Origin of the sequence: Burkholderia sp. MSMB1459WGS, assembly GCF_001534535.1 — a bacterium.
Taxonomy (GTDB): Bacteria; Pseudomonadota; Gammaproteobacteria; order Burkholderiales; family Burkholderiaceae; genus Burkholderia.
In genome coordinates, this window is sequence record NZ_LPMU01000069.1 from 63,940 (window position 1) to 78,949 (window position 15,010).

Consider the following 15,010-nt stretch of genomic DNA (forward strand, 5'->3'; position numbering starts at 1 on the left):
TGCGTCGACGCGGCGTGGGTCGAGCGCAAAGTGCGGCTCAGCGACGGCCGGCTGACGCGGATCGAACAGGCGCACATTAGCAAGTTGAAGGCGCCGGCACGCCGATCGGGAAACCCCATGCCGGCGTGCCGAACCGGCAAACGTCAGCGCAGCGGCGCACGGATCTTTCCGTCGACCTTCAACGTGCGCCGCTCGCGCGCGGCCTCGTATTCGACCGTCTGCCCCGGCGCGAGCGCGCCGTAGGACCGGCCGTTCACGTAGACGACGCCGTCGCGCAACTCGATCCTGTCGCCGTCGACGGTCGCAGTGGCTCGGTCGCCCTGCAACACTGCGCCCGAACAGCCGGCGGTCGAGAAGCTGCGAACCGACGCGCCCGGCATCGCGGTGCTCCCGTCACCCCGAGCCGCCGAATGCGCGGCGCTGCACGGCGGCGCGTCCATGGTGTCGGCCGCGTGGAGCGGCGCCGGCCCGATACCGCCCCCGGCAAGCAACGCGATCGTCATCGGTAACAGCTTGTTCATGGTGATCTCCGTGGTCCGCGGTCGTCGATCGACGATCGGTCGACGCCCTGCTTGCGGGTGGCCCGCTCCGCCCAGTATGCGGCCGCTTCTCCACGCCCGGCCATCCGCTTGGATACCAGTCGCCCTCGTCCCGGTTCGTCGCCCGCACCTCGCCCGCGCGACCGTCGACCGCACGGAAGCCCCACCCCGAAAAAACGGCGCCCTCTCAAAATCCGCCTTGCCAAGGTTGCGGCCCGCAACTATTATTGATTGCGATGCGCAACTTTCAGGGGCCGTTCATGGACCTCATCGACGCGCCGGCCAAGCCGCGCGACGCGACCATCCTCGAGCTGCGCGACTTCTCGCGCAAACTGGTGCGCGAGCTCGGCTTCATGCGGGCGACGCTGGCCGACAGCGACTGGGCGCCGTCGGCCGTGCACGCGATCCTCGAGATCGGGATGGCACCCGGCATCAACGCGAAGGATCTCGGCGCCATCCTGCGGCTCGACAAATCGAACACGAGCCGGCAACTCGCGCGACTCGAAGCGGCCGGGATCGTGGAGCGGCGCGTGTCGAGCGAGGATGCGCGCGCGATCGAGCTGTACCTGACCGCCGAAGGCAAAAAGCTTCGGAAACGAATCGACACGTTCGCGACCGACCAGGTGTCGAATGCGCTACGCCGCATGATGCCGGCCGACCAGCAGGCGCTGCTGCGTTCGCTCGCGCTGTATGCCGATGCACTCGCCCAGGACAACGCGGCCAGGGCGCCCGTCGCGCCCGTCGACGCGCCGTCGATTCGCGAGGGCTACCAGCCGGGCTGCATCGGCGACATCGCCAGCCTGCATGCACGCTTCTACGCGGAACACTGGGGTTTCGGCACCTTCTTCGAACAACGCGTGGCGACCGAGCTGGCCGCGTTCGCGGGCGCGCTGCCGGCCGACGGCAAGGCGCTGTGGCTGTGCCAGGAAGACGGCCGCACGCTCGCGTCGCTCGCGATCGACGGGGACCCGGCGACGGGCGTCGCGCACCTGCGCTGGTTCATCGTCAACGACGCGTTGCGCGGCTCGGGCGTTGGACGCCAGTTGATGACGCTAGCGATGCGCTTCGTCGACGATCACCGGTTTCGCGAGACCTATCTGTGCACTTTCAAGGGGCTCGATGCCGCGCGCCATCTGTACGAGTCGTTCGGCTTTGCGCTGACGAGCGAGTGCCCGGGTACGCAGTGGGGGACCGAGGTGGTCGAGCAGCGCTTCAGCCGGCCCGGGCCGTCCGGCCGTTGAGATCGGCGGCCAGCCGTCGCGTCGCCTGTCGCCGTCGTTCCCGCACCGCGTGACAGGTTCGACCCGCGAATTGCAGGAAAAAAACCGGAAACATCCGCGCAGCGATTTACCCGACGGGGCCGCCCGGCAGACCGGTCACCGCACACGCGCGTCCCGACGAAAGCAATCGCGGCGATCCCGTGAACTACCGGCCTGCTTGCGCCTGCTCCGCCGCAAACGTATCGCCGACGAACCGGATCACGTCGTCGAGCGACGACGTGCACACCGCGTCCGCGGCAAGCGAGCGAAACGCACCGTCCGGCCCGAAGCAGACGAGCGGCTTGCGCCAGCGCTGCGCGAGCGCAATCTCCTCGGCCGTACCGTGCCCGCCGGGCAGCGCGACGATCAGGTCGCTACTCAGCACGTTCACGTAGTTGCGGTTGATCGTGTTTGGCGCCGCGCCCGGCTCGCGGCGCGGCAGCGGCGTGAGGACCGGAATGTCGACGAACGGATGCGGATAGCCGTCGAGCGGCACGAAGCCCGCGACCGGATCGGCCTGCGTCGGCAGGATGCCGATCGATCGGCCGGCCCGGCCGGGCACGCTGGCGAACGCGCGCGCGACCGCCAGCATCACGCCCTGCCCGCCGCCCGTCAGCAGGTTGAACCCGGCCTGCGCGAGCCACATGCCGAGCGGCTCCGAAAACGCGAGCCACGGCTCCTTGCCCGAACCCATCACGCCGATCGTCCTGTTGTTCCGTTGCATCGTGGTTTCCGGTGAAATCGTGGCGGCGCGTGCTCGCACCGCGCTCATTCGAGCTCGACGCCCTTGAGCTCGGGGATCAGGAACAGCGTCGCGACCATGTCGAGCACGTAGAGGCCGGCGAGGAGCGCGATGGCCGTCTGGAACGAGTAGTGCGCGGCGAGCGCGCCGACCGCGACCGGACCGAAGCCGCCGACCGCGCGGCCGATGTTCCACAGCACGTTCTGCGCGGTCGCGCGTGCGGCCGTCGGATAGCCTTCCGACATCAGCGTCCCGTAGCCGCCCACCATCCCGTTGACGAACATGCCCATCAGCGCGCCGGCCCACAGCATCGCCGTCGGGTCCGACAGCCGCGCATACGCGACGACCGTCACGACCGAGCCGAGCTGATACAGCAGGAACGTCGGCTTGCGGCCGATGCGGTCGGCCAGTTGGCCGAACACCCAGACGCCGACCATCATCCCGACGACGGTCGCCGCCGTCCACAGCCCCGATTTCGTCAGCGAGAAACCCATCTGCTTCGACAGGAAGGTCGGCAGCCAGATCACGATTCCGTAGTAGCCGAAATTCTGGACCGAACACAGGATCACGATGCCGAGGCTCGTGCGCGCGGTGCGGCCGTCGGCGACGAGCATGCGAAACGCGTTGGGCTTCGGCTGCGTCGCGCGCTGCACGAACGCTTCCGGCTCGTGCAGCTTGTTGCGCATCACCCAGGCGAGCAGCGCGGGCAGCACGCCGACCGCGAACATGCCGCGCCAGCCGATGTGGAGCAGCAGAAACGGCGTCAGCAGCGCGGCCAGCAACACGCCGGCCTGCCAGCCGAGCGCGACGTAGCACGACACGCGGGCGCGCTTGCCGGCCGGCCACGCTTCGGCCGCGAGCGCCATGCCGATCCCGAACTCGCCGCCGAGGCCGATGCCCGCGATGGTGCGATAGACGAGCAGATCCTCGAAGCCTTGCGCGAATGCGCACAGGCCGGTGAAGACCGCGAACAGCAGGATCGTCCAGGTCAGCACGCGCACGCGCCCGTAGCGGTCGCTCAGCGCGCCGAACACGATGCCGCCCGCGACCGCGCCGATCAGCGTCCACGTGACCAGCGCGCCGGCCTGCCCGGGCGTCAGGTGCAGCGCCGCCGCGATCGCCGGCAGCATGAAGCCGAGGATCAGCAGGTCGAAGCCGTCCATCGCATAGCCGATCGCCGACCCGGCCAGCGCTTTCCACGCGTACGCGCCGACCGGCTCCACGCGCGGGGCCGACGGGCCGCCGAGCGCCGAAGATTTCATGTTTGCTGCCATGGTGTCCTGCCACGAATGTCCGGCGACATTCTAAGGCCTGTGCCCGCGAACGACGGAGGCGACGCGTCCTGCCCGCGCTGGCCGGACGGCTGGCGGGAAAACGGCGGAAAACGCGTGGAAAAAGAGAAAAGGGAAAGGAAAAACGTGGATCCGGTGCGGCGGCGAGGCCGGCGATGTCGCGATCAGGCCGGACACCGGATGAAAGACGGCCGGCCGGCGGGGGATTGCCGTCCGGCCCGCGTATGCGAACCGGACGACGCCGGATGGCCTTGCGGCGTGGCGGGCTTCAGCCCTGATCGTCCCCCGGCCACCAGGTCTTGGCCCCGCGGTCGACGGCGAGCGCTTCGAGATCCTTGCCATCGAGCCATTTCGGCCGCGGGCCGCGCCCCGACCATGAGCGGCCGGTAGACGGATCGTAGTACTTGGCAGGCGCCTTGCGCTTGCGCTGAACGATGTAGCCGAGCGCGCTCAGCACTTCCTGCTGCGAAATTCCCAACAGCTCGACCTGTTCCTTGAAAGCCGCGAGCGCAGCTTGCTTCTCCTTCTGCTTTGCCTCTGACAGCTTGATGTTCAGGTCCCGAAGTTGTGCTTCGAGTTCCTGCAGGGCCTGGGTCATGTATTCATCCTCTTTGGGCATGTTTTTGCAAAAAGCTCCGATGGCCGAACCTACCACGAAGTTTCACCGATCGGGGCTGTCAAATAGGTGAATCGTCCACCTGAGCCGACATGATTTGCGCGATGCGCACGAAACGACGTCGTGCGTCACCGACAGACAGGACCAGGCCGGCAGCGGGCGGCACGCCACGACGCATGCACGGGCGAGCGGTGGCGGCAAATGATTCGCCGCTCCATGGCACGGGCGCGGCATGGCGCGAATGATAGCAGCGCGCGGCGTAGCGTTGCAGAAGTTGCCGACCGGAATCGACGCGGGCCCGACGGTTCAGCGGTCCGCGCCGCCGGCCTCCCATGCGATCCGGTCGAACAGCGCGCGCAGCTTCGCGCCGCGCGCCGCATTCAGCGCCGTCGCATGCGCGACGCGCCCGGCCAGATGCGCACGAAAATCCGTATGCGCGTCGCGATTCTGCGACGCCGGGCCGCGCCGGATGCAGTTGGTCAGGATGGCCTTCAGGCGATCGAACGTGTCGCGCGGCAGGTTCGGATGACGATTGACGACCACGCCGGCCAGTTGCTGCCGCGTGCCGCGCCGCATCACACGGGTCTTGCGCAATTGCAGCGCGAAGCCTTCCTCGAGTGCGATCGCGGCGACCCGGACTTGCAACCGCCCGATGTCGCGCGCGAGCGCGCCGCCGCCGGAAAACGCGAGGTCGTCCGCATAGCGCGTGTAGGTCGCATCGAGCGAACGCGCGAGCGCGGCAAGCCGCATGTCGAACCGGAATGCGCACAGGTTCGCGAGCGCCGGCGACGTCGGCGCACCCTGCGGCAGATGCCGTTCGCGATAGCGCTGGCGGCCGATCCAGTCGAACCGGTCGCGCAAGTCCGGCGCGAGCAGCCGCGCCGACGGCACGCGATTGGTGCACAGCCCGGTGAGCGTACGCGCGACTTCGGCCGGATACCCGAGCGTCGCGAACAGAGCATGGACGCGCGCGGCGCGCACCGACACGAAGAAATCCGCGAGATCGAAGCGCACGACGACATCGCGATCCGCATGCGGCGCCGCGAACGACACGATCCCGTGCCCCTTGCGAAAACCGTGTACCGCGCCGTGCGGCGCAATGCGATCGAGCAGCCCGTGCAGGATGCGGCGTTGCGCTTCGCGCAGCCGCCCCTTCGGGATTTCGACGAGGCGGCATCCGCCGCTGCGCTTGTCGACCGCGACGTACGTGTAGTGATGCAGCGGCGAGGCGCTGCCGCGCGCGTCGACGCGCCAGTGATCGGACAGCCAGTCGAGTTCCGGCGTGCTCACCCCGAGCCAGCCGGCGAGATCGCCGGGCGTGGACCATTGCGGCACGTCGCAGCCGGCGAGCGGTGCCGGCAACGGTCGCTGCACCAGCGGCCGCCGCACGATGCGGATCACCACCGGCCGACGGTCGCCATACCATGCGCGCACGAACGCGGGCGCCTCGGCCAGGACCGCCGCGAGCACGTCGGTGTCGGTATCGGCCCACTGCGTGCCGAAGCGGACGAGCGCGAGGTTCGCGCATTCGTGCGCCCACGACGGCGCTTCGCCGAGCACGGCGGCCAGCCGGGCGACGACGCCGTCGCGTTCGGGCGGACCGGCGAGCATCGCCTCGGCAATCGTGCGGGTGGTGTCGCGCAGGAATGAATGCATGGATGGAGATGGGCGGGACGATGAGTCAACGTGGCCGGTACTGCGAGGGGCCGCGTTGCGCGACGCGCAACGGATCCCCTTGCGACGCATCGGAGTATCGATCTGATCCACGGGGTAGCCCCGTAGTCCTGGAACATCGGCTGCCTGTTCCGGGCATGTGCTTGACCCACCGCCCCGCGTCGGCGACTTTAACGGCCGGCGCCGCCAGGTGTCAAATCGAGCCGGACGATGCGCGATGCGCGGCGGCGTCGCGCTTATGCGCGCCGGCAACCCGCGCAGTGTATCGCCTTTCGATGCAGATACGGCAGGGCTCCATCACGACCCATGCGGCTGCATCGGCCATCGCCCGCTGAAGCGGCATACGGTCCGCTCCGCCCAAGCCCGCCCTGTTTCCCTACATCGTGCCCGCCAGATGAAACCGCGACGCCGGATGCCACAGCCTGACCGACGTGGCGACCTGCTCGCCGACCCACGTACGGCGTCGCAGCAGCAAGCACGGTTCACCGATTTCCATCACGAGATGCCGACGCACCTGCGCATTGGGCTTCTCCGCGTAGATCCGGAACTCCGCACGCTGGATCGGCGCCAGGCGCACCATGTAATGATTCGGCGTCTCGATCGTGAAGTCCTGCTCCAGATACGCGGGAAACAAGGCCGGATTGACGTAGCGATCCTCGAACTGGATCGGTTCGCCCTCTTCGTAATGCACGATACGAGAATGAAACACGGGCCCGGCGCGCAGGCCGAGCGCATCGATCGCGTCCGGATCGACGCTGCGCTCGATCAGCAGGACGCGCGCACTGTGCCGATGGCCCCGCTCGGCGATCTCGTCCGCGATGTTGCGGATCTCCAGCACCGTCGATTCGTAATGCCGGCGCTCGACGAACGTGCCGGCCCCCTGGATGCGCGTCAGCACGCGCTCGGCCGTCAGTTCGCGCAGCGCGCGCGACACCGTCATCCGGGCCACGCCGAATTCCTTGACCAGTTCGGCCTCGGTCGGGATCGCGGCGCCGGGCTTCCAGTCGCCCTTCGCGATCCGCTCGACGACGTAGCGCTTGATCTGCTGATAGGCCGGCAACGCCCGCGCCGGTACGGTGTCGGCCGACGTCAACGCCTGCCGTGCGGAAAGTCTGCGTTCCGTTTCGCTCATGCGCCCTCGACCGAATGAATGGTGGGTGATCGGCCCGTCCTCGACCGTCGTCACTGCAACGGCGGCGGCACACCGGCGACGATGCCGGCCGCGATCGCGATGTCGTCCGCGAGCGGCCGGTCGTCGTGATACGCCGGCACGCGTGCGCGCACGTGCCGCCACAGCGCGTCGGTCGGTGCGGCCCGCCCCGTTTCGTCCAGCTGCAGGTCGTACGCCTGCGCGGCGGCCAGCAGCTCGATCGCGAGCACGCGCGTCGTATTCTCGATGATGTCGAGCGCCTTCAGCGCGGCCGGCGTCGCATGGCACAGGTGATCTTCCTGCAGCCCCGACGTGATGCCGCCGTCGAGGCTCGCCGGCGCGGCAAGCCGCTGATTCTGCGCAACCAGCGCGACCGCCGTGTACTGCGCGATCATGAAACCCGAACAACTGCCTCCCGGCGCGGCAAGAAATGCCGGCAGCCCGCTGACGAGCGGATTCACGAGCCGGTCGAGACGCCGTTCGGCGATCGCCGCGACCTGGGCCATCGCCGCCGCGAGGCTGTCCATCGCGAGCGCGATGCCCGCGCCGACCGCATGCGCCTGCGAATGCACGGCCGGCGCCTCGCGCGTGCCGGCAACGATCGGATTGTCGGTGACGGACGCGAGTTCGCGATCGACGACCTCCGCCGTGACGTCGAACACGTCGCGCGCCGCGCCGTGCACGTGCGGAATCGTGCGCAGGCTGAGCGGATCCTGCGTATGCCGGCCGCTCGCCGCGGCAAGCATGCCGCTGTCCGCCAGCAGTGCACGCAAACGCGCGCCGACCTGCCCGATACCGGGCGAAATTCGCAACGCGAGCGAAGCCGGATCGAATGCAGCGAGTTGCCCGCCCAGGTTCTCGAAGCTCATCGCCGCGATCCAGTCGGCCCAGTCGAGCAACCGCTCGGCGCGGGCCAGCGCCAACGCCGCCAGCCCCGTGACGCACGGCGTCCCGTTGACCAGGCTCAACCCTTCCTTCGCGCCGAGGACCAGCGGTTCGCGGCCGATGCGCCGCAGCGCCTCGTCCCCGCGCACGCGTTCGCCGCGATGGCGCGCATGGCCGTGCCCGACGCACACGAGTGCGACGTGCGCCATGTGGGTCAGATACCCGACCGAGCCGTGCGCCGGCACTTCGGGGAGGCAATCGTGCTCGAGCAGCGCGACGAGCTGTTCGACGACGTCGGCGCGGACGCCCGAATGCCCGTGCGCATAGTTGTTGATCGCGGCCGCGATGATCGCGCGCGTTTCGGCTGCGCCGAGCGGCATGCCGACGCCCACCGCGTGACTCATCAGGATGTTGTGCGACAGCATGCTCTGCTGTGCCGGCGACACGATCACGTCGCATAGCGCGCCGACGCCGGTATTGACGCCGTATGCGCGAATCCCGCGCGCGACGATCTCGTCGACGAGTTCGCGAGCGGCGGCGACGCGCGCGCGCGCATCGTCGGCCAACGCCAGCGGCTCGCCGGCCGCCACGGCCGCAACCTGTCGCCAGTCGAGCGGCTGCGCCGCACGGAATACGGTCATGGCAGCCTCAGTTCGCGGTGCGGTCGTGGTGGCTCGACACGAATTGCCGGAAGCGCTCGGAGGTCTGCCCGCCGAACACTTCGTCGGGCGTCCCGTCCGTATCGACCTCGCCCTGATGCAGGAACATCACGCGGTTCGACACGTGGCGCGCAAAACCCATTTCATGCGTGACGACCAGCATCGTGCGCCCCTCCTCCGCCAGCGAGCGCATCACGCGCAGCACCTCGCCGACCAGCTCGGGGTCGAGCGCCGACGTCGGTTCGTCGAACAGCATCACCTTCGGATGCATCGCCAGCGCGCGGGCAATGGCGACCCGTTGCTGCTGGCCGCCCGACAGGTGCGCGGGATAGTGGCCGCGCTTGTCCGCGAGACCGACGCGTGCGAGCAGCGCCTCGGCTTCCTCCACCGCCTCCGCGCGACTGCGCTTCTGCACGCGCAGCGGCCCCTCGACGAGGTTGTCGAGCACCGTCATGTGGGACCACAGGTTGAAGTTCTGAAACACCATCCCGAGCTGCGAGCGGATCCGGTCGACCTGGCGCCGGTCGCTCGGATGCAGCTTGCCGTCGCGCGCGCGCTTCATCGCCAGCGCTTCGCCCGCGAGCGCGATGGAGCCGTCGTCGGGCGTCTCGAGCAGGTTCAGGCAGCGCAGGAACGTGCTCTTGCCCGAGCCGCTCGCGCCGAGGATCGAGATGACGTCACCCTCGTGCGCGTCGAGCGAAATGCCCTTCAACACATGATGATCGCCGAACGACTTGTGGATGTTTCTGACCGACAGCGCAACGGGAGCAGGGGTGTTCATCGGATTCTCTCTGAAAGGACGGGGACGCTCAGGATGCGGCGCGCCGGGGATTGGGCGTCGCCGCGGCGGGCGCACCGGACGGCTTCGGCGCACGCAGGTGCGCGGAGAGTCGCCATTCGAGCGCGCCGAGCAGGCGCACGACGATGAAGTTCAGGCACAGATAGATGATGGCCGCGCAGACGAACACCTCGGTCGTCCGATAGGTTTGCTGAATGATCTGCTGCGCCACGCCCGTCACCTCCCACACCGTGACGAGGCTCGCAAGCGCGGTCGACTTGACGAGCAGCACGGCCTCGGTCGAGTACGCCGGCAGGCACTGGCGCAGCGCGATCGGGCCAATCACGCGCCGCAGCAGCGAGAAGCCCGACAGGCCGATGGAATACCCGGCCTCGATCTGCCCGACTGGTACGGCCATCAACCCGCCGCGCAGGATTTCGGCCGTGTAGCCGGCGGTGCACAGCGCAAGCGACAGCACCGCGCATACGTACGGCTCGCGCAGCACCGGCCACATGAAGCTCTCGCGGATCACGCCGAACTGGCCGAGCCCGTAATACACGAGGAACATTTGGATCAGCAGCGGCGAGCCGCGAAACACGAGGATGTAGGCGCGCGCGAAGCGGTTCGGCAGCCAGTGCGGCGACACGCGCATCGTGACGATCACGAGCGACAGCAGGCCGCCGAGCACGAGCGAGGCGAAGAACAGGCCGAGCGTGGTCGGCACGGCCGCGAGCAGCTGGCGCAGCGTATCGACGAGAAAATCGAAATCGATGGACATGCCCGTTCTCCGTCAGTTGCGCGCGAAATTGCGGCGGAACGACCGGCCGACGATCGCTTCCGCCCGGTTGAACACGTGGTTCGACAAGCCCGTCATCAGCAGATACAACGCACCGCCCGCGACGAAGAATACGAAGTACTGGTGCGTCGAACTGGCGGCGATCTGGCTCGTGCGGAGCAGCTCGGCAAGACCGGTGACCGAGATCAGTGCGGAGTCCTTCAGGCTCAGTTGCCACACGTTGCCGATACCGGGCAGCGCGAAGCGCAGCACCTGCGGAACCAGGATGCGCCGCAGCACCATGCCGCGGGGCATGCCGATCGAGCGTGCCGCTTCGAGCTCGCCTTTCGATACGGCGAGCACCGCCGCGCGATAGACCTCGGCCTGATAGGCGCCCGAGATCATCCCGACCGCGAGCGCGCCGATCACGAACGGCGGCACGCCGATGAACCCTTCCGCGCCGAACCATTGGCCGACGGTCGTCACGAGCGTCGAGCCGCCGAAGTAGAACAGATAGATGACGAGCAGTTCGGGCACGCCGCGAAATACCGTCGTATACAGATCGCCGAGCAGGCGGGCGGTGCGATAGCGCGACAGCTTCGCGGCCGCGATCGCGGCACCGATCACCGCGCCGACCGCGAGCGCGGCAAGCGTCAGCGCGACCGTCATCAGCGCGGCGAGCAGCAGCACGCCACCCCAGCCTTCAGTACCGAAGCCGAGCATTTCAAGAATCGCCATGCGTGCCTCCCGGCATGCGTTGAGTGAAACCGCTGGATGCGTGCCGCCGCGCGTCGTTCGACGAACTTACGCGGCGGCGGCCGAACGCGCGCTTACGGCGTGACGTCGGTCTTGAACCACTTGTCGGCGAGCTTCTTCACCGTGCCGTCCGCAAGCGCCGCGGCGATCGCCGTATCGAATTTGGTCTTCAGGTCGGCATCCTGCTTGCGGAACGCGAGCCCCTCGCCCGGCCCCCAGATCGGGCCGCCGAGCTTTGGCCCCGCGAGCACGATCGATGCGTTGTCCTTCTTCGCGTTGTTCGCCGCGTAGTACGTGACGTCGTCGAACGACGCATCGATGCGCCCGGCGACCAGATCGAGATCGCGTTCCGGCGACGTCTTGTACACGCGAATCGACGCGATGTCCTTGAAGCTGTCGTTGATGAATTTCGTATAGACGGTGCCCGACTGGATACCGATCGTCTTGCCCTTCAATTGCTTGCGCAGCGTGTCGACGGTGGGCTTGTCCGCGTTGGCGTCACCCGTCAGCTTGACGATCGGCGCGCCGGGCGCCGCCTTCGGCAGGATCTTCGTATCGGTGACGGCGAACGTCGCCGGCGTCGCCGCATACGGTCGCGAGAAGAGCAGAATCTTTTCGCGCTCCGGCGTGATGGAAATCGCATCCATCAGGATATCGAACTTGCCGGCCTGCAAGCCGGGAATCATCCCGTCCCAGTCCTGCGCGACCATGTTGCACTGCACCTTGATGCGCTCGCACACGTTGGCGAGCAGTTCCGGTTCGAAACCGCCCAGCTTGCCGCCCGGCAGCGTGAGGTTCCACGGCGCGTAGCCGCCTTCTAGCGCGACCGTCACCGTCTTCCATTCCTTTGCCTGCACCGGTGCGGCAAGCGTTGCCGCCGCAGCCGCGATGACGCCGATCGTCCTGATTGCCCATTTGATGCGCTTGCCGTTCACGAGGTTTCTCCTTGCGTTGAAGTTCGCCATCCCTTCGGTGCCAGCAAGCCGCCTCAGGAATTTGTCTATACAAGCATGCAAGAAGAAAAACAGCGAGACAAGCAGCGATCAATAAAAACACGGAAAACGCGGGAAATCCCCTAATTAAAGGGTTCTGACGTGCATCGTTGCAGGGAATTTCAGCACATGTTTGGTGCAATTCGGCAGGCCAAATTTCAAGGATGACTAGACAAATTCGGAATTCGATCGCCAGGTGGGTCATGTCGTTTGCGTTTCACGCACGCGTCGATGTCCGCCGGTTCGTCCGGGACGGATGGCTGCATCCCCCAGCCGCCTCATCGCGACGTTCTCGTCGAGGTGGCGCATCGACAGCTGCACGATCGTGCAGTCGTCGTGGGGCGTGATGATCGCGTCGTCGCCGTGGCGGGCGATCTCGGTACCGCCTTCGCAATCACTTCGAGCCTCGTGACGGCTGCGAGAATCGAAAATGCATCGAGCGCGCGACGACCGGCTCCGTGATCTCGATGGACTTCCGCCGCGCCGGCGCGGCTTGCGTCACGAACGCCGCGACATCGCCGCGCGCGACGGCGCCCGCCTGCAGCACGAAGCGCGCGGCGCTGTCGAGCATGGCCTGGCTCCCGAGCGGGCGGCGAGCGGCTGTACGGTCCTCGGCGAACGGGCACGTCGATCTCGGCGAGGACGCCGCGAGCCGCGCAGGGTGTCGATCCTACGGCGACTGCGGCGCATCGCGCAGCACGGTTCGCAGCGCAGTATCGAACGGCGTCGCGTAATCGATCCCGAGCGCGCGTACGCGCGCGGCGTCCAGATGGCAGTCGTACGGGCGCGGCGTCGCGTCGGTCGGCTGATCGATCGCCACGAGCGACGCGGCGATGCCGAGCGCGCCGGCGATGCGCTGCGCGATCTCGTACTTCGTCATCGGCTCCTCGCTCGACCAGTGTCGAATGCCCGTGACGGTTTCACCCGCGAGATGACGCAGCGTCAGGTCGCGGATGACCTGCGCGACGTCGGGCGTATAGGTCGGGTAACGAATCGCCCAGGCGTCCATGCCGACCGCATCGGCGCCCGGTCGCGCCGACGCGACGACGGCCGGCACGAGGCTCGTGACGGCCGATTCGCTCCAGTCGGCGATCGGGCCGAAGAGCAACGGCAGGCGCAGCACGCACGACAGTGGCGACGCGGCGAGGAGCGCGGCCTCCCCCTCCAGCTTGGTGCGGCCGTAGATGTTCAGCGGATTCGGGATGGCGTCTTCGCCGTAGGGGGCGGCCCGGCCGTCGAAAACGTAGTCGGTCGAGATGCCGAGCGTCCATGCGCCATATCGCGCGGCGAGCGCACCGATGCGGGCCGGTGCGGTGACGTTGATTGCGCGGGCCGCGGCCGGGTCGCGTTCGCAGACGTCGGGACGGCGTTCGGCGGCGCAGAGAATCACCACTGCGGGCCGGTGGATTTCAAAAACGCGTTCGAGCGACGGCTGGTCGAGAACATCGAGTTCGGCGATGTTTGCGGATGGCAATGCGAGCAGCTTCGCGCCGGCGGTTTGCGGGTTCCGGATGGTGGCGAGCAGCGTCAGCGACGGTTCGCGGAACAAAGACGCGGCGACCGCGCGGCCCAGCAGGCCGGAGGCGCCGATGAGGAGGATGGTTTTGCGTACCGGGGATTGGTTTGGCATGGTGGCGATGAATCACGGAAACGTATGGATTATCGGCCCTATTGGATGACATGAACGGCTCGCATCCGGTCGGGAACCGGATCGACCTCCGTTCTTCGCCCCGTTCGTCGTCCATTTCGCGCCGACCGACGGTTTCGCGCAGTGCGTGATCCGCGACGCGGATTCCGGCCGCGAACGGGTACGTCGCACACCGTGCTTCGGCACACGCACCGGCACCCGCAAAAAACAAAACCCGGCACGCGTGCGCGCACCGGGCTCCCGATACCGAACGGAAACGCCGTCCCGCGTTACTTCCGGTCAACGGAATACCGCCCCGGCCCGATCAACGCGAGCAACAACAGCCCGCCGATGATGCTCACGTTCTTGTAGAAGTTGATCATCGCCATGTACTGCTCCATCCCCTGCAGCGCCCAGTAGCGATGGCCGATCAGCGCGGTCGCGAGCGTATAGGCGGCGAACACCAGTGCGAGCGGACGCGTATAGAAGCCGATCGCGATCAGCACGCCACCCACCAGTTCGACCGCCACCGCGATCGCGGCCGCCAGCTCGGGCGCCGGGTTCCCCGTCGACGCCATATACGCGACCGTGCCCGAGAAACCGTTCAGCTTCTGCCAGCCGAACAGCACGAACAGGATCATCATCAATACGCGAGCCGCCAGCAGCAGCTCGTCCTTCTTCGACTCCAGCGAAACGTAACGCATAGCAATCACCCTTGAATTGACGGTTTGATGCATCCGGTGCCGCGGCGCGCCCAATCGGCACGCCATGCCGGCCACGGACCACTCTTCGCGCAATCGGACGGCAAGCCACGTGGCCTGCCGCCGAAGCATCCGTCCGGTCACGCCGCGAGTGGCGGCGAGCTCCGGATCGGTTCTGGCGAAGCACGGGTGCAGTCTACTGTCCTGCCGCAAATCATCAATCCGTCTAAATATGATTCGCCGTCTCAAATTAGTTGACAATCAAGGAACGCCGATCCGTTATCCGACGCCTGGGCGGCCATGCAAGCCACCGGCCTCCCTGTTTCGGCAACGCGAAAGGTGTTCGTTTCTTTACGTTACGGGAATCAGTTGATATGTTTGAATCGAATCAAAACGCATCATCGAATTGGAACATTGCGCTATTTACTCACCAGCACTCATCATCACGTAAGGCCCCGATACGATCTTTATTCTGGTTACCTACCGTCTTTATCCGCGCCACTCAGTATCATTTTTCGAGTCATGAGCATGGCGTCGAAATGGACTTTTCGATCGAAACGCGTCC

The 15,010-nt window shown here is 67.2% G+C and carries 15 protein-coding genes; 1 reads left to right on the plus strand and 14 read right to left on the minus strand.

Going from position 1 to position 15,010, the window contains the following annotated elements:
- Nucleotides 1-143: 143 nt before the first annotated feature.
- Entirely contained in the window at nucleotides 144-521 is a 378-nt protein-coding gene (locus WT97_RS26930; RefSeq protein WP_059498735.1) for a hypothetical protein, read from the minus strand.
- Nucleotides 522-799: 278 nt separating this feature from the next.
- Here WT97_RS26930 and WT97_RS26935 point away from each other — a divergent pair, with 278 nt between their 5' ends.
- Nucleotides 800-1,780 (plus strand): helix-turn-helix domain-containing GNAT family N-acetyltransferase, encoded by a 981-nt coding sequence (locus WT97_RS26935; RefSeq protein ID WP_060354766.1) that lies wholly within the window; start codon nucleotides 800-802, stop codon nucleotides 1,778-1,780.
- Nucleotides 1,781-1,964: 184 nt separating this feature from the next.
- Here WT97_RS26935 and WT97_RS26940 read toward each other — a convergent pair whose 3' ends face one another.
- The 13 genes from WT97_RS26940 to WT97_RS26995 all read right to left on the minus strand — a co-directional run bounded on the left by WT97_RS26940 (nucleotide 1,965) and on the right by WT97_RS26995 (nucleotide 14,448).
- Nucleotides 1,965-2,570, minus strand: a complete 606-nt coding sequence (locus WT97_RS26940) for a hypothetical protein (protein ID WP_060354721.1) — start codon at nucleotides 2,568-2,570, stop codon at nucleotides 1,965-1,967.
- Nucleotides 2,567-3,814: an MFS transporter gene (locus WT97_RS26945; protein ID WP_060354722.1), complete on the minus strand. Its 1,248-nt coding sequence runs from the start codon at nucleotides 3,812-3,814 to the stop codon at nucleotides 2,567-2,569. Before WT97_RS26945 ends, WT97_RS26940 begins: the two co-directional genes overlap by 4 nt.
- 286 nt (nucleotides 3,815-4,100) lie before the next feature.
- Complete coding sequence (locus WT97_RS26950; RefSeq protein ID WP_034208901.1) at nucleotides 4,101-4,430, minus strand: H-NS family nucleoid-associated regulatory protein; 330 nt, start codon at nucleotides 4,428-4,430, stop codon at nucleotides 4,101-4,103.
- A 324-nt stretch (nucleotides 4,431-4,754) separates the two neighbouring features.
- A complete protein-coding gene (locus WT97_RS26955; protein WP_060354723.1) occupies nucleotides 4,755-6,104 on the minus strand; it encodes a reverse transcriptase family protein in 1,350 nt (449 codons plus the stop codon).
- Nucleotides 6,105-6,498: 394 nt separating this feature from the next.
- A complete protein-coding gene (gene hutC, locus WT97_RS26960; protein WP_059498740.1) occupies nucleotides 6,499-7,254 on the minus strand; it encodes a histidine utilization repressor in 756 nt (251 codons plus the stop codon).
- Nucleotides 7,255-7,304: 50 nt separating this feature from the next.
- On the minus strand, nucleotides 7,305-8,798 hold the full coding sequence (gene hutH, locus WT97_RS26965) for a histidine ammonia-lyase (protein ID WP_060354724.1): 1,494 nt from the start codon (nucleotides 8,796-8,798) through the stop codon (nucleotides 7,305-7,307).
- 7 nt (nucleotides 8,799-8,805) lie between these two features.
- A complete protein-coding gene (locus tag WT97_RS26970) occupies nucleotides 8,806-9,597 on the minus strand; it encodes an ABC transporter ATP-binding protein (protein ID WP_060354725.1) in 792 nt (263 codons plus the stop codon).
- A gap of 28 nt (nucleotides 9,598-9,625) precedes the next feature.
- Nucleotides 9,626-10,372, minus strand: a complete 747-nt coding sequence (locus tag WT97_RS26975) for an ABC transporter permease (RefSeq protein WP_034208896.1) — start codon at nucleotides 10,370-10,372, stop codon at nucleotides 9,626-9,628.
- A gap of 12 nt (nucleotides 10,373-10,384) precedes the next feature.
- Nucleotides 10,385-11,107, minus strand: coding sequence for an ABC transporter permease (locus WT97_RS26980; protein WP_060354726.1), 723 nt, complete (start codon nucleotides 11,105-11,107; stop codon nucleotides 10,385-10,387).
- A 92-nt stretch (nucleotides 11,108-11,199) separates the two neighbouring features.
- On the minus strand, nucleotides 11,200-12,060 hold the full coding sequence (locus WT97_RS26985; RefSeq protein WP_050016577.1) for a transporter substrate-binding domain-containing protein: 861 nt from the start codon (nucleotides 12,058-12,060) through the stop codon (nucleotides 11,200-11,202).
- A 451-nt stretch (nucleotides 12,061-12,511) separates the two neighbouring features.
- On the minus strand, nucleotides 12,512-12,688 hold the full coding sequence (locus tag WT97_RS34350; RefSeq protein WP_156440328.1) for a hypothetical protein: 177 nt from the start codon (nucleotides 12,686-12,688) through the stop codon (nucleotides 12,512-12,514).
- 99 nt (nucleotides 12,689-12,787) lie between these two features.
- The gene (locus tag WT97_RS26990; RefSeq protein ID WP_060354727.1) at nucleotides 12,788-13,747 is read right to left on the minus strand and encodes an SDR family oxidoreductase; all 960 of its coding nucleotides are present in this window, start codon (nucleotides 13,745-13,747) and stop codon (nucleotides 12,788-12,790) included.
- A 287-nt stretch (nucleotides 13,748-14,034) separates the two neighbouring features.
- Nucleotides 14,035-14,448 (minus strand): DoxX family protein, encoded by a 414-nt coding sequence (locus tag WT97_RS26995; RefSeq protein ID WP_059498746.1) that lies wholly within the window; start codon nucleotides 14,446-14,448, stop codon nucleotides 14,035-14,037.
- Nucleotides 14,449-15,010 lie beyond the last annotated feature (562 nt).